General features: G+C 40.7%; 15 protein-coding genes and 1 pseudogene. 9 read left to right on the top strand and 7 right to left on the bottom strand.

Features of this window, described 5'->3' with window-relative positions:
* Positions 1-344 precede the first annotated feature (344 nt).
* A complete protein-coding gene (locus tag J3455_RS00080) occupies positions 345-1,970 on the top strand; it encodes a methyl-accepting chemotaxis protein (RefSeq protein WP_130052964.1) in 1,626 nt (541 codons plus the stop codon).
* A gap of 56 nt (positions 1,971-2,026) precedes the next feature.
* Here the strand turns inward: J3455_RS00080 and J3455_RS00075 are convergent, their stop codons facing one another.
* The 3 genes from J3455_RS00075 to J3455_RS00065 all read right to left on the bottom strand — a co-directional run bounded on the left by J3455_RS00075 (position 2,027) and on the right by J3455_RS00065 (position 4,848).
* Positions 2,027-2,434, bottom strand: a complete 408-nt coding sequence (locus J3455_RS00075) for a type 2 periplasmic-binding domain-containing protein (protein WP_130053041.1) — start codon at positions 2,432-2,434, stop codon at positions 2,027-2,029.
* A gap of 12 nt (positions 2,435-2,446) precedes the next feature.
* Complete coding sequence (locus J3455_RS00070; RefSeq protein ID WP_130052963.1) at positions 2,447-3,592, bottom strand: porin; 1,146 nt, start codon at positions 3,590-3,592, stop codon at positions 2,447-2,449.
* 485 nt (positions 3,593-4,077) lie between these two features.
* Positions 4,078-4,848 carry an EAL domain-containing protein gene (locus tag J3455_RS00065; RefSeq protein WP_167657347.1) on the bottom strand — a complete coding sequence of 257 codons (771 nt, stop codon included), beginning with the start codon at positions 4,846-4,848 and terminating at the stop codon, positions 4,078-4,080.
* 396 nt (positions 4,849-5,244) lie between these two features.
* Here J3455_RS00065 and J3455_RS00060 point away from each other — a divergent pair, with 396 nt between their 5' ends.
* On the top strand, positions 5,245-5,838 hold the full coding sequence (locus J3455_RS00060; protein ID WP_349560712.1) for a class I SAM-dependent methyltransferase: 594 nt from the start codon (positions 5,245-5,247) through the stop codon (positions 5,836-5,838).
* Between the two features lie 242 nt (positions 5,839-6,080).
* On the top strand, positions 6,081-7,169 hold the full coding sequence (locus tag J3455_RS00055; RefSeq protein ID WP_349560711.1) for an HNH endonuclease: 1,089 nt from the start codon (positions 6,081-6,083) through the stop codon (positions 7,167-7,169).
* 4 nt (positions 7,170-7,173) lie between these two features.
* Here the strand turns inward: J3455_RS00055 and J3455_RS00050 are convergent, their stop codons facing one another.
* On the bottom strand, positions 7,174-10,326 hold the full coding sequence (locus J3455_RS00050; protein WP_349560710.1) for a DEAD/DEAH box helicase: 3,153 nt from the start codon (positions 10,324-10,326) through the stop codon (positions 7,174-7,176).
* A gap of 358 nt (positions 10,327-10,684) precedes the next feature.
* Between J3455_RS00050 and J3455_RS00045 the strand changes: the two genes are divergently transcribed.
* Together J3455_RS00045 and J3455_RS00040 are read left to right on the top strand one after the other, a co-directional pair.
* Positions 10,685-11,557: a nuclease-related domain-containing protein gene (locus J3455_RS00045; RefSeq protein ID WP_349560709.1), complete on the top strand. Its 873-nt coding sequence runs from the start codon at positions 10,685-10,687 to the stop codon at positions 11,555-11,557.
* Between the two features lie 152 nt (positions 11,558-11,709).
* Positions 11,710-12,435, top strand: a complete 726-nt coding sequence (locus J3455_RS00040; RefSeq protein ID WP_349560708.1) for a hypothetical protein — start codon at positions 11,710-11,712, stop codon at positions 12,433-12,435.
* Between the two features lie 41 nt (positions 12,436-12,476).
* Here the strand turns inward: J3455_RS00040 and J3455_RS00035 are convergent, their stop codons facing one another.
* Positions 12,477-13,331, bottom strand: a complete 855-nt coding sequence (locus J3455_RS00035) for a LysR family transcriptional regulator (RefSeq protein WP_349560707.1) — start codon at positions 13,329-13,331, stop codon at positions 12,477-12,479.
* A gap of 81 nt (positions 13,332-13,412) precedes the next feature.
* Between J3455_RS00035 and J3455_RS00030 the strand changes: the two genes are divergently transcribed.
* Both J3455_RS00030 and J3455_RS00025 read left to right on the top strand, forming a co-directional pair.
* Positions 13,413-13,634 carry a DUF2798 domain-containing protein gene (locus J3455_RS00030; protein ID WP_348709262.1) on the top strand — a complete coding sequence of 74 codons (222 nt, stop codon included), beginning with the start codon at positions 13,413-13,415 and terminating at the stop codon, positions 13,632-13,634.
* Positions 13,631-13,912: a putative quinol monooxygenase gene (locus J3455_RS00025; RefSeq protein WP_297331695.1), complete on the top strand. Its 282-nt coding sequence runs from the start codon at positions 13,631-13,633 to the stop codon at positions 13,910-13,912. Before J3455_RS00030 ends, J3455_RS00025 begins: the two co-directional genes overlap by 4 nt.
* Before the next feature lie 524 nt (positions 13,913-14,436).
* On the opposite strand, the gene J3455_RS00020 is transcribed toward J3455_RS00025, so the two are convergent.
* Entirely contained in the window at positions 14,437-14,742 is a 306-nt protein-coding gene (locus tag J3455_RS00020) for a hypothetical protein (protein ID WP_349560705.1), read from the bottom strand.
* 113 nt (positions 14,743-14,855) lie between these two features.
* Here J3455_RS00020 and J3455_RS00015 point away from each other — a divergent pair, with 113 nt between their 5' ends.
* Both J3455_RS00015 and J3455_RS00010 read left to right on the top strand, forming a co-directional pair.
* On the top strand, positions 14,856-15,779 hold the full coding sequence (locus J3455_RS00015) for a LysR substrate-binding domain-containing protein (protein ID WP_130052953.1): 924 nt from the start codon (positions 14,856-14,858) through the stop codon (positions 15,777-15,779).
* Positions 15,780-15,915: 136 nt separating this feature from the next.
* Entirely contained in the window at positions 15,916-16,608 is a 693-nt protein-coding gene (locus J3455_RS00010; RefSeq protein WP_130052952.1) for a hypothetical protein, read from the top strand.
* A 416-nt stretch (positions 16,609-17,024) separates the two neighbouring features.
* Here J3455_RS00010 and J3455_RS00005 read toward each other — a convergent pair.
* A pseudogene (locus J3455_RS00005) lies at positions 17,025-17,950 on the bottom strand (hypothetical protein); the annotation flags it as partial.

The following is a 17,950-nucleotide window of genomic DNA, read 5'->3' as shown; positions in this document are numbered from 1 at the left end:
CTTTAGCCGGGAAGTGTCTTAAGTTACGAGGGGAAAGAGTAAAGGGGAAAGTTGCTAGATAAGAGATGCGAGGTAGTAGCGATTTCACATCGCGTCCCAGCGCCTAGAACCTAGCGCCCAAAACCTAGCACCTATGTTTCATTCGTAGGCGTGAAACTTGTTTCGCGCGTCTAAAAGCTGAAGGCTTAAAGCTCTTATTTTTGGTTCGGCACTGAAGTACCTCCTACAAGACCTCCTACAAATGAAACAAATATGAAAAAAAACCTGAAAATATATAAATATAGTTAATACTTTAGGGAAATCGGGCGATAATACTAAGTAATATGACAGTAGAGGTGGATTCAATGTCTGCAGGTATTTCTTTCAATAACTTGAGCATTACAAAAAAAATACACGCCATAACATGCATTGCTATAACGGCATTCGTGATCATAGTAGTAACTAATTTTATAGCGATGAATGACAACAAAATCTCGCTCGACGAGCTAGAGAAATCGTCATATCAGGTAGTTAAACTTACATCTGCAAACGTTGCGCTACTTGAAAAACTAGATGAGTTATACACTCAAGCGGTCACGTTTGGTGAATCAGACTTAGTTGATAGTGCTGCGCAAACGTATAAAACGATTAATGAAAATCTACAAAATATCATCAGCATTAACGACAGCTATGTGCATGCCGATACCAAAAAACAATTAGAGCTTTACGCACAAACCTCGTCGAGCATTGCAACCTCAATGATCGATGGTACTGCCGATTTCAGTAAAATTCAGCAGCAAGCACAGCAAAAAACACAGCAATATGAGGCTGTACTAGCAGGCTTTAAACAAGCACAAACTCGCGCAGATGATCGTTTTTTTGAACTGGTTCAAGCAACTAAAGCTCGTTCAGATAACGCACTTAATTTAATGCTTGTAGTGTCTGTTGTATCGCTGATCTTACTAATTGTTACCTCTATTTGGATTGCTCGTGGAATTGGCTCATCAGCAAGTGCTGCAGCAAATAACTTACGTCTATTAGCAGATGGTAAAGGGTCGTTAAGCACGCAACTTGAAGTACATGCAAAAGATGAGATTGGTCAGGTATCGATTAACTTCAACGCGTTTATTCAACTGTTAAAAGCTGCGGTACTTGAAGTAATAGCTGTTTGTGAACCATTAATGGAGAACTCAACGCGACTAGTGCAAGGTATGGAGCGAGCTGAACGCGCGACAACTAAACAAACATCAGATGCTGATATTGTTAAGCAGTCGATGGAAGAAATGCGTCAAAGTGTTGCTGATATCTCTCATTCGGCGGCAAACGCATCACAAGCTGCGCAAACAGCCGAGCGAGAGGTTGAGCAGAGTAAAACGCAAATACAGCGCTCTGTAACCGAATCTCGCACATTGAGTGAAGAAATAAATCAAGCTTCATCAACGATTAATCAACTAGCTAATGACACCAAAAATGTGACGCAAATCTTAAATGTGATCACCTCAATTGCCGAACAAACTAATTTACTAGCGCTAAACGCGGCTATTGAAGCCGCGCGTGCAGGTGAACAAGGACGGGGCTTTGCGGTTGTTGCAGATGAAGTGCGTGAACTGGCTTCTAGAACATCGCATTCAACAAACGAGATCAGAGAGCTACTTTCTACCTTAACAACTGCGGCAAGTGATGCTGTAAATGCGATGAATTCAGCACGAGACATGGCTACAAATAATGCAGAGGCTGCTGAAAGTACTGGGCAGTCTATTGATAAGATCTCTGAACAGATCTTAGAAATTAACGGTATGAACTCACAAATTGCAGCAGCAACTGAAGAGCAAACATCGGTTGCGAGCATGGTAGTCGAAAATGTGTCGAACATGCATATGTCATTTGAAGAAACGATGGACTCATTGTCGGCGGTACGTGATGTCGCGAAGAATCTTCATTACTTATCTGATTCACTACTCGACGCCACTGCAAAATTTAAAGTTGAGTAATTTAAGCGAATAAAAAACCAGGCAATGCCTGGTTTTTTATTATCAGGAGTTGGTACTTAAAAAGTACCAACCACTTTTACTTTGTCTGTGACTTTTGCAGCATCAATATAACCAATGGCGTCGCTGTTGGTAGCAACAAAGTCAATAACAGCTTGATCGTTGCCAAGTTTTTCAGGTGGAGTGCCTTTGCCTGTAAATACCAGTTTTGACCAATAAGCGTTTAGCTGGCTGCTCGACTTGCCAACCACCTTATCGTTAAACTCATCGCTTACGCTGTTGCCGTCTTGGTTTACCGGGTTTACTTTCGTGCCATCATCAAACGATTTTGCTTTACCGAGGTAAATCTTTTTGATTGTACCTTCATCAATAGCATTGCCATTTGCAGGGTTCACAATTACAGCAACGTCAGCAAAAGCTGCGTGCGAACATAAGGTGACCGCTGTAGCGATTAATAATTTTTTCATCATGAACTCCAATTAAAAAACTAAATCAACAGCAACAGCAACAACGTCGGTTTCTGTATCTGAAATGTCATCTTTAAAGCGACTGAAATCCACTTTTAAAGCGGCTGATGGGTGGAAGTCATAACGAGTACCAATGGTATACACATTGCTTTTCGCTTTTACGCCCTCAAGAACCTGATTAATACCGGCATTTAAAGCAGGTACTGTAGGTAGTGCGTTATAGCGGTTGCTATCGTGTTTGTCGTCGTTATTTTCGTAAGTTAAGTGCACAATCCACTCATCCATACGGTAACCAACAGATGTATAGTATTGAGTTTGTTTAGCAAGAGCGCTGTTTTCTACTTCAAACTCAGTGTATTCAGCGTCAAACAGAATGTTGTTGTAATCAATCGAAAAGCCCACTGCGAAGAAAGAGCCATCATCTTCGTCTACAGCAATATCATCTGCTTGATCAACAAAACCTGCGGCTCTCAGTGTTTGCTCTAGGCCATTAAGCGCAATACCCGCGTCAGTGTCGTTTTCAATGGCAATGCTTGTATCTGCTACAAAATATGCAGCACGGGCGCTGAACCAGTCATAGCTCATCGTCCAGTTAATACCTGCAATATCGTTAAGTTCTGTATCGCCATTAACAGATACCACTGCAATATTGCCATCGAAGCTACCGTAGATAACTTGGACTGTTGAGTCCCAATCGCCTAATTGCGTATTGTGTAAAAGGCTAATACCTTCATACGTTGAAAATGGTAAGTTATAAACAGACTGTGGCGGACGAACCCAACGGTAAGTGTAACCAACATCTAAAAAGTCTGAATAGCGATAAAAAGGAACGCGTAATTTACCCGCACTGACTTGTAGCTCATCAGTAAACTCATAGGTTAAATAAGCCCATTCAAACTCAGCATCAAAATCATCACTGCCACGAGCCACAATTTGTGCTGTAGCGCTTAGCTTCTCTTGTAAGTCAGCGGAGAGCTGTAATGCGAACATACTTTCGTTTTTAAACGAAATATCATCATCGTAACCATAGAGGGTTGCGTTGTCGTCAAGGGCTTTACCGCCGACAATTGAAGCGAAGCCGTTTATGCGAACTTCTGCCATTGTGTTTGCAGACACAAAAGCAGCACATAGAGCCAATGCAATAGGAAGTTTTTTCATTGTGTATCCCTAGTATTTAGTATGGAAATGTTGATTTCACTTAATATTATAGTCGTGCGTAGCGAAATGGGCGACACAAGTTACAGATAATTTGTAACTACATCAACGAATAAGTTGCTATTTTTACTAAAAAAGGGACTAAAAGTGGATAAAGTTGCGAGTTTCAAGTTTTAAGTTACAAGGGGAAAGAGTAAAGTTACGAGATTCGAGGTAGCAGCGATTTTACATCGCGACCTAGAGCCTAGCGCCCAAAACCTAATGTTTCTCGCGTAGGACTGGCTTTAGCCGGGAAATGCCTTAAGTTAGCAAGTTACAAGGGGAAAGAGTAAAGTTACGAGATTCGAGGTAGCAGCGATTTTACATCGCGTCCTAGAGCCTAGCACCTAATGACGCGGGATAAACCCGCTGCTACATGTAGGCGTGAAACTTGTTTCACGCGTCTGAAAGCTCTTGCTTTGTCGCAACTCGATTCTCGTTGTGCTTACTTACTCAAACTTACTAAAATCAACTTCTGGCAAGCTCTCAAACCCCGGGCGGGCGAAGAAATACCCTTGCATCAAACTTACGCCGGCTTGGCGTAACCATTGATATTCTTCAACTGTTTCAATCCCCTCGGCAAGGGCGGTTATGTTGAGTTCTTCAAACATAGCAATACAATGATTAACAATAACTTGGCGCGCTTTATTAAGGTGAATATCACGAATTAATTCCATATCCAGTTTAATAATATTGCTCTGAAAATCAGCCAATAAGTTTAAACCCGAATACCCAGAACCAAAGTCGTCGGTTGCGGTAATAAATCCGAGTGATTGGTAATATTCGATCACACGTTTGATATGTGTACTGTCTTCAACTTGCTCAACCTCGGTAAACTCAAACATAATTTGTTCTACCGGAAAGCCATATTGTTTAGCAGCTTCAAGGGTTGTTCTAATACAGCGCTCAGGCTTGTAAATCGCGTTAGGTAAAAAGTTAATACTCAAAATCGAATCAAGCTTCAGCTTAGCTGCAAGCGAAATAGCTTTAATGCGACAAAGCTGGTCGAAGGTATAGCGGTTCTCATCGTTAACTTGTGAGATAACAGAATAAGCCGACTCATTATTAGGCCCTCTAACCAAAGCCTCATAGCCAAAAATATGTTTATCGGTGCAATCAATAATTGGCTGAAAAGCCATTGTAAAATCAAAGCCAAGTTCTAAATTGTCTTTACAGTTATTGCAACCAGTAGGCTGGCAATGAGTTTGCTTGTCGTGCATGCTTACCTCAGACTAAAGTCTTCTTAATACATAATAGTGCTAGTAAATTGTCAATTGTGCAATGTTGTTGAGTTAAAAGTATAAAACTATAGGGAAAATTCGTAACTGAAGTTTTTCTCTGTGTAGCGATCAGCTTTTGTTTTTCGCACAAAGAGAAGTGAACGAGAAGGCAATGAGTGACCGAAATAGGCTGCTACTTGTTTTGTAATCTCTAAAGCGAAGCGTCTCTTATCCTCTTTGTGAGTATTATTTCTTCTATACAGCGCTTCGTTACTTACGCTTGAATATATAAAAATTTCCCGTTAAAAATACTTAAAATCAATTTGATATCTTTTTAGTACCTAGCTTTAATGATATTTTAGCGCCAAGCAATCTTGCCAATATAAAGGAAGTAAAATGGCATCCAAAACCGTCGAATACTACAACCAAAATGCACAAGCATTTGTAGATGCCACACTCGATGTAGACCTCAATGAACTTTACGACGAATTTTTACCGCTGATCCCAAAAAAAGGCGCTTTACTTGATGCCGGTTGTGGCTCTGGCCGCGATGCTTTCATCTTTAAAGAGCGTGGTTATAGCGTAGATGCATTCGATATCAGCCCTGCTATGGCAAAGCTGGCGTCAGAATACTTAAACCAAGACGTTGCAGTAAGCAGTTTTCAAGAGCTAAACGACGTTGCCAAATACGACGGCATTTGGTGCTGCGCAAGCCTTATTCACGTAGCAAAAAACGACTTAACCGAAGCATTCAACAACCTTGCCCGTGCATTAAAGCCACAAGGCATCGTGTATGTATCGTTTAAATACGGCGACGGCGAGCGCGAACACAACGGCCGTGAATTTACCGACGTAAACGAACAAGCCCTTGAGAGCATTATTAAAAACACCGACCTGTTTATTCTCAAGTCATGGCAAAGCGCCGATCAACGCCCAGAGCGCGCCACAGAAACATGGCTAAACGCCATTCTGCACAGAAGAACGATATAGTAGTTTAATGCGGTATAGCAGGTTATACCGCAATTCTCCCAATATTGTATGGGTTTTAAAGAGTGACTCTACCTAAAATCCTATATTTGCAATAGCTTTTCATGCTAGATTGTTCCTAAACTAAATAGCCAATATTCAAGCCACAACAATGCGTTATGAGCATAAATGGCAAATAAATCGGCGTAAACAGGGAACAGTTCATGAACTTTAATGCACTATTCAAAAGTACATACAAGGCTTGATTGATGATAGCCATGCAGCAGCAACTCGATTTTATTGCTTACATTCAGCGTATGCTGGTGGAAGGTGATTTTAGTGCTACCTATAAGTTTGCACTATTGCATGCGTTGGCTGATGTTTGTGTTGAGCAGCCAATGATGTATGAAGCTAGCGAGTTAAACATTGATCTTGCTAAGCTTGCTGAAAAGTTAATAGAGCTTTATTGGCACCATGCAGTGCCATTTTCTTCTGCCCATAGTGGTGAAAGTGCTTTACTAAAACAAAATTCGGGGGCGCAATCAAAGGTAATTGCGGTGCTATATGAGTGCCAGCAAAACAATATTCGTAGCTTACGCCAGCTCAAATTAAGCCCTTACTGGCACACTACTTACAAAGCAGCTTTAGATACTTTAAAAACAGGCCCGTTGTGGCGCTTACAAATTCTCGCCAAACAAGAAGAGTGCTTTTTATACCCACACACAAAAGGAAAAAGATATATCACTCTAAACGCAGGCATAGCCGCTTGTTTTAGACGCTTTTACGATTTAGTTGTCTATTTAGCTAAAAATGCATGGCTACAAAAGATTCAAAGCATTAAGCACAATCAAGCACTTATTGGCCCGCAAAGCCAACTGCATGACTTTTTATTTGGTTTCGACCGCGCAGCACTTAACAAAGCAAAACCAGTTTTAGTCGAAATACAAAAAGGCCAGTGCTTTTATTGTCAAAAGCCACTCACTAGCGCGATAGAAGTTGATCACTTTATTCCATTTGCCCGCTACGCTAACGATTTAGGTCATAATTTTGTTGCTGCCCATAGAAGTTGTAATAACAGCAAACGCGACTTTTTAGCAGCCCAGCTGCACCGTGAACGTTGGCAAGATCAAAACCTAGATCGTCACAGCCAGCTACTCACTGATGAACTAACTCGCTATTTTCATTGTGATGTAGACAAATCCCTTGCAGTAAGCAACTGGGCATACCAAGTTGCCAGCAGCAATGGCGCTAAACTCTGGCTAGCAAAGGATAGGTTCGAGTTGGCGGGAAGTAAAAATGTCCACGCGTTAGATCTAGTCGCGCAGACAAAGTACAAATATGATTCTTTAAGCTAATGCTTTAACCAACCGCTAACTTCCCTGCTTCATGCCACATTTCGCTTGGCATGGGGCTTACTAATTCCCATGTTATGTTCATTGGCTGGCTGCCGCTGTGGCTTTGATATTTAACCTCGCCATAGTTAACGAATCCCATGGTTCGGCCGTTTTCATCTTTGCTTTGTTCACGTACAAACAGCAAGATGGTTTTGCCTGTTTGTTGGTGCTGAATGTAGCTTAGACCGCGGCCGTGTTCTGGTCGGGCGCTGTTTTGCGTTTGCCAATGAAACAGAGTGGGGCTGATCGCAAAGTCATGGTATAGCGTTGTTGGCGAATAGGTTTTCTCGCATTTGTTGAGAGTTACAAAAAGTAATTCTAAATTTTGTTTTTTGAACTCTAATACGCCTTCACGTGCAGTCGATTTTTTATTAAACGTATGTGCACCAAATGCAGCTAATACTTGCTGGCGAGTGTAACGGCTGTGTAATTTTATTGCGTGATTAGGGAGGCACGTTAAATCACTTTCTTGTTGGTGAATACGATTTATTAAAAGCGTAATCACTTCTGATAACTCGTGTTGTAATAGCGGGTTTTTTAGTGCTTGTAAGCTTTGCTTAAGAGATTTAAATCCTAAACTTGTGCCAGTGTTATCCCAAAAATTGTAATGAGCCATTAGAGCGTATTGTTGATTTTGTTGTGTAGGTATAAAGCTAAAGTCGTTATTGCATAAATCTCTTAAGAAGCATAAATAACTGAGCGAATCACAGCTAAGTAATTGCGTATTTATAGCTCTGTAATAGGCACTATATATATCAACTTGATCTGCTGGAATATCATCGTCTTTTAACCAATGCCAACCGCCATGCTTTGTATCTTTCGGTTTATAAATATCTTCTAATGTGACTTGTGGGTTTATGCGTAAAAAGTTACTTAGTGTTAGCTTGTCGCTTGTATGATGAGAATAACTGTTTATAAGCTGTTGTAAACGGCGTTTGCTGTTTGTTGCTTGTTGTATATTACGTAAAATAGTTTTTTGCGTGCGTTCTTGCAGCTCAATACGACAGCCCAGCGGCAAGTGCGGAAAATTATTTTCTATTTCGGTTTTTATTGGCTGGTTAGTTTTGCCAATTAGAGCGCGAAACTTATTGGCAAAGTCGTATTCGGGGCGAGCGTTACCAACAAAGTCGAGTACGGTACAGCATTGCTTTTGACTGTTGTCGGGTAAACGTAGGCCACGACCTAATTGCTGTAAAAATAGCGTTAGGCTCTCGGTTGGTCTCAAAAAGAGCAGGGTATCTACTTCTGGAATATCGACTCCTTCGTTAAAAATATCAACAACGCAGAGTATGTGTATTTCACCTCGTCTAAGCGCCTGCTGTTTGTGTTTTCGTTCACTAGTATTTTTACTGGTAAGTATATCTGCACTTATACCTGCAAGGTTAAACTTACTGGCCATAAACTCAGCATGATCTTGGCTTACACAAAATGCTAATGCCTTAATAGCATTGATATTTGTAACGATGTCGTTGAGACTCGATATGATTTTATTCGCGCGGTTATTCTCGCCTGTATATAAATTACTAAGCTCACTAATATCGTAACGACCGCCCCGCCACGTTACCGTGCTTAAATCTGTATCGTCATCAAGGCCAAAGTATTGGAACGGGCATAAATGGCGCTGATTTATGGCTTCTGGTAAGCGGATCTCAGCGGCAATAACACCACAGAAATCTTCTAAAATATTTGCCCCATCTTGCCTTTCAGGTGTGGCCGTTAACCCTAATAAAATGTTTGGCTTGAAGCAATTCAGAATGCCACGGTAACTGTTAGCACTTACGTGATGCACTTCATCAATAACAATATAATCATAAAAATCAGCACTCAATTTTATGTTGTCGATTTGGTTGTTAAGGGTTTGAATTGAGGCAAATAATTGGTTGTATCTTTGAGGTTTGTAGTTGCCAACCCAAAGCTCGCCGAAATCATTATTTTTTAGCACACCACGATATGCGCTTTGTGCTTGAGTGAGGATTTCTTCTCGGTGAGCGACAAATAAAAAGTTGGCATTTGGTTTTTTGTCATACACAGTTTTAAAATCGAATGCCGATATAATAGTTTTCCCAGTGCCTGTTGCAGCCACCACTAAGTTTCTAAATCGATTATGAACGCTTCGTTCAACATTTAGTTTTTCTAAAATAGCTAATTGATGGGTTTTTGGAGTTATATCAAAATAGAACTGGTTGCTTGCTTGTCCTTTACCACGCTGTTCATTCAGTGAGTTTATTAGCTTTTCTTTACATTCAACTTTACCACTAAACAGCTCAAAGTCTGGTGATTGCCAGTAGGTTTCAAAGGTGCTTTTGGTTTTAGCGATAATATGAGGAATTTCTTGCGCGGTGATTTTTAAATTCCACTCAAGGCCGCTGGTAAGAGCCGAATGCGATAAGTTAGACGAACCAATGTAGCCAGTGTGAAAACCAGTGTTACGCATAAATAAGTAAGACTTTGCGTGTAAACGTTCTTGCTGATTGTTATAGCTTAGTTTTACTTCAGTGTTTGGCAGGCTTGCCAAAAACTCAACCGCTTTAGCATCTGTTGCCCCCATGTATGAGGTGGTGATAACTTTTAGTTTGTTACCTTGTCTTGTAAAGGCTTCTAGCTCACTTTTAAAAATCCGCAGTCCAGTCCATTTGATAAATGAAACGAGCCAATAAATGGTATCAGCTGATTTAATTTCTCTTTTAAGCTCAGTCTCAAGAGATAGGCCGGCATTTGCGCCACTAAATAACTCACTTTGTGTAAGACCTGTTAGTGGGAAAATGCTGCTTGAGTAGTCTTTGAGATTAGTGGCTACAGGGTTTTCAGTATTGAATAGAGCTGTAAGAATTTTGCCTTGGCTATCTATGAGGTTTTCATTGATTAGCTCATCGTCTTTAATATGATCTTTAAGCCATAAAACTAAGTTATTAGCTAAATCAATTTGTTCGCTTAATCGATCTTTAGAGTTGGGGATGGCATCAATCGCATGTGCGACTAATTTTCCTAAAAATCGAGCTAACCAAGTTGCGGCTTCGGCAGATTCTAGTTGGCGTTCTCCTACATAAAATTGCTTACGATCTAAATTCTGCTCAATCACTTGAGTAATAAGCTGCTCGTAAATGCCAACCTGTTCCATAAACCACTCCCTGTTATTTACAGCCAGTTTACTGAAATAGCTAATGAAAACAAGAAATAACTCATTGTTCAGTTGTAGGCGATTGCTGAGGTTTTTCCCGTGTTCACACCCGAAATTGAATTAATTATGAGTAATTTACAGCATGGATGCTGTTAAAAGCGTAGCTTGGCCACGGATGGCCTATCTACGCTGTTTACGTTCATTTAATTAATTCAAATTGAGGGAACAGTGTGAACCTCGGGGCGCCGAGAGATTCCAAAGAGAAGTCGGCGTTTACTTCTCTTTGGTTGCCGTCGCCAACGCGACATTATTAAATAATTGATGTATAAAGAGGGAGTTAACAGAACAAGGACCTGAAATGGATAACTTCATAGCACAAGGACTCAGCCTCTTATTTGTAATAGGAGGAATATATTCAATATTAGGTGTTATTTTTTTAAGAGTATGGCTTCATCAGAAGCAAGCCAAGTTACCTGTAGATCGAAAAAAATTTACTCGAGTAGCCGCACAAACACTTAACGATCAAGTAAACGATAAGGTCTTTAATGTTGTTGGTTACATAGGTTTAGCTGCATTGATTATTACAATGCCGTTTGCCCTCAAAGGGATTACCGAAATGTTGGCAAGCGGTCAATTGAACTACTTTTTTATAATTGTAATTATTGTCGGTTTAATTTACACCGCCAGAAAATCGTGGTTTGAATCAGACCAGTTAATTAAACTAAAACTAGGGCGAGACGCTGAGTTAGCTGTTGCATCTGAATTAATTGAGCTTCAATCTCATGGGTATCAAATATTTCATGATATTCAAGCTGATGGGTTTAATATTGATCACTTAGTTATTGGGCCTAATGGTGTTTTTGCGATTGAAACAAAAGGAAGGCATAAGCGCATTAAAGATGATACAAACTACAAAGTCCGATTCGAAAATAATCTACTAGCCTTTCCATCTTGGAATGAAAACAAGCCAATTGAACAAGCAGAAATACAAGCAAATTGGGTTTATAAATGGTTAAGTGAAGCAACTGGTTTTCAAACAAAAATAACCCCAATATTGTGCTTTCCAGGTTGGTTTATAGAGTTGAAGCAGCGACCACCATTTCCTATTGTTTCCCATAGACAGTTAGCAAAAACTATACTGTCGATGCGCCAAAACCAAATAGATGGAGCTATGCAAAAAGCTATTTGCTATCAAGCTGTGCAAAGAAGCTTAAATATTTCTAAGGTTTAATTGATAGAGACTAAATTTAATGCTTAGTTTGAGTAGGCAATTTGCATCGAAAGTTTTCTAAAGCAATTGTTTTAGCTAGCTTTTATCGAATAAGTACTTCCCTAGCTAACACATAGGGAGTAATTACAACCAAATTACACAGATGTAATGTTATGAATAAATGGATTTTATTACTCGCTACTTTGATTGCGAGTTTCAACACAGTTGCTGATGAGCAATATTCAAAAAGTCGCTGCGATAGTATTGAGGCTGAGCGCGAGGGTATTCGTAAAAGAATGAATCGTAGCTACACGGCAAGGCAAGGTGAACGTTGGAATCAGCGTTTAGATGAGCTTTTTACGCTGCTTGCGAGACACTGCAAACACCCAAAAAGAAGCTCTGGTAATGGCGGTAATTATACGTATCGCTCAAACCCTACCTCACTTTTAAACACCAAAGTACATAACTCTACGGTGTATTCAAATTCATATAATGACGATAAAAAACGCCATGCTTGGGGGCAATTTTATCAATTACCTGATCGCTGTAGAGCGAAGGATATTCAGCAGGCTGATTTTGTATGGTGTAGCGAAAATAAAGCTGAGCAAAAGGCGCTATTTGAATCGGCTTGGAACGGTAAAGCAAAAGCAGACAATAAAGATGTTGTTATTACAGTAAAGCCGACGATTACAGAAATAAATACAAATAAAGCCACAAACCAAGACGTGATAAAAAGCCCGATAATCGAAGCACCCGTTAAAAACGCTACGGCACCTTTAACTGATAGTGTTAGTCAGCAATCTAATAAGTTGAGTGATCTTAAAATTTGGCAATTAGCCTTGGCAGGCTTAGCGGCTATGTTGTTTGTGTTTGGTCTTTATCGTTGGTTTAAAGATTGAGTTGTTATACAGGCTAAAGCCCGACTTACGATGACTAACAACTACAGTTTCAACACCTCTCCTTGTAAACTCGGTGAGTCTGCAATACTGGTTTGGAGTTGTTCTATCAACAACTGGGCATTTGCTGATGGCGTGCGTGAATGTGGCCAAAGGGCGTAAATTGGCCTTGCAGGAATATTATGGGGGGAGTCGATATAACTAAAGTTGCTGGTGTCGTCTATACAGCAAATTTCACTCATGGGTAGCAAGCCAATGCCATAGCCTGCTTCAACCATTTTTCTGGCGATTGTAATATCAAAACAAAAGCTTATGTGTTCATACTCGGTTTTTAATTTGTTAAGTAAACCGCTGGGTAGTTGTGACTCTGAATAGGGCAGTATCAACCTTGATGTTGGGGCATCTTTCTTTGAAATTAGCTTTATTGCGATCATGCCTAGGCGCTTTTGAAAATAGCTTGAGTCTTGTTGTTCGCCAATGCGAATGGCTAAGTCAAAGCGTTTTTGGCTTAGTTGGCTGTTGGCATTACTTGGGTAAATGTGGAGATTTAACTCAGGGTTTGCCATTGCAAACTGATTAACCGCACCCATCAGTGGGCCTGCAATGATGTTTTGTGGGCACAACAGGTAAAACTCTTTTGCGGCGGGCGAGTTATTTAATTGCTCAAGCTGGATGTTAAGAGCAAGTACTTGCTCGCCTAACTCGTTATACAGTGATTCGCCTTTGGCGGTTAACACAATGCCTCGGGCTGTGCGTTGCAGTAATGGTTCGGCGAGCTTTTCTTCTAACGCCTGAATGCGCCGTGATAGGGTCGATAGATTCAGTCCTAAATCTTTTGCTGTTTGGCTCATGCTTTTACGGCGCGCTATTTCAATAAATAAATGCAGATCATCCAGCATACGACTCCCTCAATCTTAGTTTGCATTTTCGTGACTGTTGCCACTTGCGTTGTACAAATATAGTAACGCCAAGGAGGACATATGAAAATTCATTTTACTTTTACTGCGGCATTTTCGTTTTTAATGTCGTTTTTACTTTCGGCATGGGTCACTTATGTCAACTTAGGGCTGAGCGATACATTTTTTCTAAGTTGGATGAAGGCGTTTGCCAATGCGTGGCCTGCTGCGTTTGTGGTGGCTTTTACGGTCGCCCCGCCAATTCGGGCATTGGTTTTAAAGTTATTTAGTGAGGAGTCAGTATGATTAATATCGTGGCAAAAATTACCCCAAAGGCGGCATTATTTGACGACTGTAAAGGGCGTTTACAGAGCATATTAGCAGCCACTCGCGCAGAACCTGGTTGTAACCGTTTTGAGCTGTTTGCGAGCAAAGAGCAGCGTTGTTTGTTTTTAGTTGAGCAGTTTGAATCGCAAGCCGCCCTTGATGAGCATTATGCTCAGCCCTATACCAAAGCGGTGTTCGCGTTTTATGAAAATGCTTTGGCGGAGCCGGTTGAGGTAGAGGTGGTGGAGGAGTTTTAGATTTAATATTCACAAAGAGGATAAGAGGCGCTGCGCTTTAGAGGAAAGATTAAACTGGCTTCTATGGTTAACTAATTGTCTTCTCGCTCCCTTCTCTTTGTGTATAAAGATATTTGAACCACAGAGGGCACCGAGGCGCTGCGCGCTACACAGAGAAACTTAATGCACAAAGAGATTATGAGGCGCTACGCTTTAGAGACAATTAACTAATTGGCTTAATTAGTATCTCATTGTTTTCTCATTCACTTCTCTTTGTGAATAAAGATAATTGAACCACAGAGGGCACCGAGGCGCTTTGCGCTACATATAGAAGGTAATTTCACAAAGAGGTTATGAGGCGCTGCGCTATAGATAACTCCTTGTCTTCCTCTATGCTCTCTATGTCCTCTGTGGTTCGAAAAAAGATCTAGCAAACCGCTCGTTTCTTCATTTAAACGCACGAAACACGTTTCATACATACAGAAAAAACTAGGCTACTGGGGAAGTACTGCTATTCGTAGCCTAGTTTAACAAGGTTGAAAGGGTTACAGCATATAGAGAATTTGCTTGGTTTTTTTTCGGGTTAAACAAGCGGCCATTGGGCGTTTTGCAAACAGCTTGGCTGAGACAGTATGCTCTTTGCCCATGTATTGGTTGTGCAGAGTTTGCACATTGACTTTGCAGGTCACCGAATTTGTGTTTTCTACATAACGAATTTCTACTCGTTCTACTTTTTGAATTAAGTTTTTATAAGGGTAGCCTTCATCGGTATCAAGCTGCGTTATTACCGGTTGATTGGCATAACTAAAGCTTGAGGCACACAAAAGTAATAAAATAATTAAGTATTTCATGGTGGTTGTCCTTGTCTTGTTGCGGTTGGCTGTATGAGTATTACTTGTGTTACGACTACTGACAAACAATTAAAAATTCCCTATGCTTAAGTTTTTATTAACCATGAGTGCGTATGCAGTTACCTCCATTAAAAAGCCTTTGGTACTTTAAGCACGCGGCAGAGTTAGGTAGTTTTAAGCTCGCGGCAGAGCAATTATTTGTTAGCCAAGCTGCGGTTAGTCAACAAATTCGCCTGTTAGAACAACAGCTTGATTGCAGTTTATTTACTCGTCATACCCGCTATGTAGAACTAACTCGCCAAGGCGAACAACTTTTACCCCATGTACTTAAGGGCTTTAGTCATTTGCAGGCAGGCGTACAGGCTGTTAGTCAAGATAGCCACCCAAATACGTTAAACTTAACTGTGTTACCTTCTTTTGCCAGTGGCTGGTTACTTGGTCGTATTAGCGATTTTCAAAACAAATACCCCAATATCAAAGTGCGTATAGAGCCTAGTGACCAACTTGCTGACTTTTCATCTGGACAGGTCGATTTAGGTATTCGATTTGGGCAAGGTAGTTACCCGGGTTTGCATAGTGAGCTTATCAGTGACGACAGCCTATTTTTGGCTTATAAACCTGGTGCCATTGATGTTCATAAGCCCCTAAAACCACAGGTTCTGGCACAAAAATTAATTAAAGATGTGTGCCCAGATGCAGAGAGAGGCTGGTTAACTTTGGCTCAGCAACTAGCTGTCAGTCCAGATGCGCTCCCCGCACTTGAAATCGATAATGCAGCATTGGTTATTCAAGCCACGTTAGCAGGGCAAGGTATTGCATTGGTAAGACGGCGCTTAATCGAAACTCAACTTCAACTTGGTCAGCTAGAGATTTATCCAAACTTTGAATATCAATGCCAATTTAAGTATTACCTTGCTGCGCCGCCCGATCATTTTAAATGGCAAAAAGTACGGCTGTTTAAAGCTTGGTTGCTTGAGCAGTTTGCTATGGATGATCAGCAGTTTGATAGTGGAAATAATCAATCTGAAGACTTTTAATGAGTATTGCTCGTGGGATATGTAAAAGCTTGCACTGGTAATTTATCAGTCTTTTAGGTGGGTTTAGCGCAGATTTCTTGCAGTTTTATTAGAAACTGCTAATCTGTACCCCTAACTTTTACAGTGACGTAAATTAATGATTAAACGGATTTTAATGACAACAGCGTTGTTGTTGCCTAGTTTTGTCTGTGCGCAGCAATCAACTCCTTCAGAAGCTTGCCAATCTATGCAAGCAGAACGTGTAGAGTTACAAATAGCCCTGCGCAAAACCAATCTTCTCGACAAAATTGAAGCTTATAAACAACGCATTCAAAGCTTGTCGGCACGAATATCTGAAACATGCTTTAGTGAAGAGCAAATAGCAGAGCTTAAATCGTCTTTGTATAACCCTGACATTAATGAGCTTGAAAACACTTTGGCAGAGCCACTAACTGAGCAAGCCTACATTAGCAAACAAGCTGCATGGGAGCGCTTTTATGTTATGCCGCCACGTTGTGCTGCTCGCTCACTACAGCTGCAAAATCTAGAGTCGTGCTTTGAAAATAAGCAAGTTCAGTTTCAGCAGTTTGATATGTTATGGCAGCAAAAAAATGCTCAACTTGCCCGAACAGAAGCAAAGCCTACTGACCCTTTTCATGAGTTTGTATTACCCAGTAAAGCTGAGCGCGCAAAAATTAGTATGGAACAAGAGCTAAAGCGCTACAGTTATGGTACAGATTCGTTTTTACCAACTAACATTATTGTGTTGTGTGTTTTAGCTGTACTGGTGTTTTTTGGTTTGATATTTGTGTTTCATTGGATAATGCGCCCACGTCCAATTGTAAAGTGAGCCAAATGGGAAGTTAGCGAGAGTAAAGGAGAAAGGTTCTAGGCAAGATAAACACTGTTTTTAGTCGTTAGATGTTAAGTGTCAGCCGAGCTGTGGGGTTGGTTAGGTCGGGTGTTCTCCTCAGCGATTTAAGCCTTGTAGGAGGTACTTTAGTGCCGAATAGAATCAAACATAATCCATGTAAACCTTTTCAAATTTTCTATATTCAGACGCGCGAAACAAGTTTCACGCCTACGGGGGAAGCATAGGCGTAAGGGTTTAGGCGCTAGGACGCTATGTAAAATCGCTGCTACAGACTCGCATCTCGTTTCTCGCTACTTTTCCCTCGTAACTTAAGACAATTCCCGGCTAAAGCCAGTCCTACGGGCTTTAGCCTCGAAACTTGTAACTTTCCCCTTGAAGCTTGCTAATTTTTATTACTCATCCGTTTTAAACTGTTTGGCGCGCTCTTCTGCGTCAATCAAGGCTTGTGACTTTGGCTGTTTGGATTTGCTTTCAATCACAGGCTTCTCGTCTGAACTGGGATCCCAAGCAGGGTCAAGTGATAAGTTGGCAAATGGGTTATGTGGCTTATCATCTTGTTGCTCTAACTCTTTATCAGCTTCTTTAAGCTCATCGTCGTCATTTAACTCTTTAGAAACATCAACCGTTTCTTCAATTGGCTGTGTCGGCTCTTCTAAACTAAATGAAGCGGGTTCATCTTGCAGCTCTTGCTCAAGTGCTTGTAAAGCTTTAGCTAAATCATCATCGCTAATATCGTCTTGAACAGCTGTTGTATTTGGTGCAGTGACTGTTTGATCTTGTTCAGTGAAATGATCAGTAAAAGATAAATCATCATCCATTAATGAAGATAAGTCATACTCAGGTACCTCATCTTTTGCAGGTTCATCATCAGCGGAAGGCTCTTTAGCTGAATATTCATCAAAACCAAACGATGAAGATGCAGTAAAGCTAGGCTCTTCTATTTCTGGTTTCTCAAGTTCGTCAATTTCAGGTTTTTCAAGCTCTTCTACCTCAGCTAAAACTGGCTCATCATCAGCGATAGGCTCTTTAGTTGAGTATTCATCAAAACCAAACGATGAAGATGCAGTAAAGCTAGGCTCTTCAATTACTGGCTTTTCAAGTTCGTCAATTTCAGGTTTTTCAAGCTCTTCTATCTCAGCTAAAACTGGCTCATCGTCAGCGATAGGCTCTTTAGTTGAGTATTCATCAAACCCAAACGATGAAGATGCAGTAAAGCTAGGCTCTTCAATTGCAGGCTCATCAAGCTCACTAATTTGAGGCTTTTCATGCTTTTCTATCTCAGCTAAAACTGGCTCATCGTCAGCGATAGGCTCTTTAG

Origin of the sequence: Pseudoalteromonas sp. NFXS39 (genome assembly GCF_040148775.1) — a bacterium.
GTDB lineage: Bacteria > Pseudomonadota > Gammaproteobacteria > Enterobacterales > Alteromonadaceae > Pseudoalteromonas > Pseudoalteromonas apostichopi.
This window is presented reverse-complemented; position numbering and strand designations above follow the sequence as displayed.

Coding starts and splice junctions, on each gene's coding strand:
- J3455_RS00040 (WP_349560708.1), top strand. CDS start 11,710: ATGAATAAATGGATTTTATTACTCGCTACTTTGATTGCGAGTTTCAAC.
- J3455_RS00025 (WP_297331695.1), top strand. CDS start 13,631: ATGATTAATATCGTGGCAAAAATTACCCCAAAGGCGGCATTATTTGAC.
- J3455_RS00020 (WP_349560705.1), bottom strand. CDS start 14,742: ATGAAATACTTAATTATTTTATTACTTTTGTGTGCCTCAAGCTTTAGT.
- J3455_RS00015 (WP_130052953.1), top strand. CDS start 14,856: ATGCAGTTACCTCCATTAAAAAGCCTTTGGTACTTTAAGCACGCGGCA.
- J3455_RS00060 (WP_349560712.1), top strand. CDS start 5,245: ATGGCATCCAAAACCGTCGAATACTACAACCAAAATGCACAAGCATTT.
- J3455_RS00035 (WP_349560707.1), bottom strand. CDS start 13,331: ATGCTGGATGATCTGCATTTATTTATTGAAATAGCGCGCCGTAAAAGC.
- J3455_RS00010 (WP_130052952.1), top strand. CDS start 15,916: ATGATTAAACGGATTTTAATGACAACAGCGTTGTTGTTGCCTAGTTTT.
- J3455_RS00050 (WP_349560710.1), bottom strand. CDS start 10,326: ATGGAACAGGTTGGCATTTACGAGCAGCTTATTACTCAAGTGATTGAG.
- J3455_RS00080 (WP_130052964.1), top strand. CDS start 345: ATGTCTGCAGGTATTTCTTTCAATAACTTGAGCATTACAAAAAAAATA.
- J3455_RS00065 (WP_167657347.1), bottom strand. CDS start 4,848: ATGCACGACAAGCAAACTCATTGCCAGCCTACTGGTTGCAATAACTGT.
- J3455_RS00070 (WP_130052963.1), bottom strand. CDS start 3,592: ATGAAAAAACTTCCTATTGCATTGGCTCTATGTGCTGCTTTTGTGTCT.
- J3455_RS00030 (WP_348709262.1), top strand. CDS start 13,413: ATGAAAATTCATTTTACTTTTACTGCGGCATTTTCGTTTTTAATGTCG.
- J3455_RS00045 (WP_349560709.1), top strand. CDS start 10,685: ATGGATAACTTCATAGCACAAGGACTCAGCCTCTTATTTGTAATAGGA.
- J3455_RS00075 (WP_130053041.1), bottom strand. CDS start 2,434: ATGAAAAAATTATTAATCGCTACAGCGGTCACCTTATGTTCGCACGCA.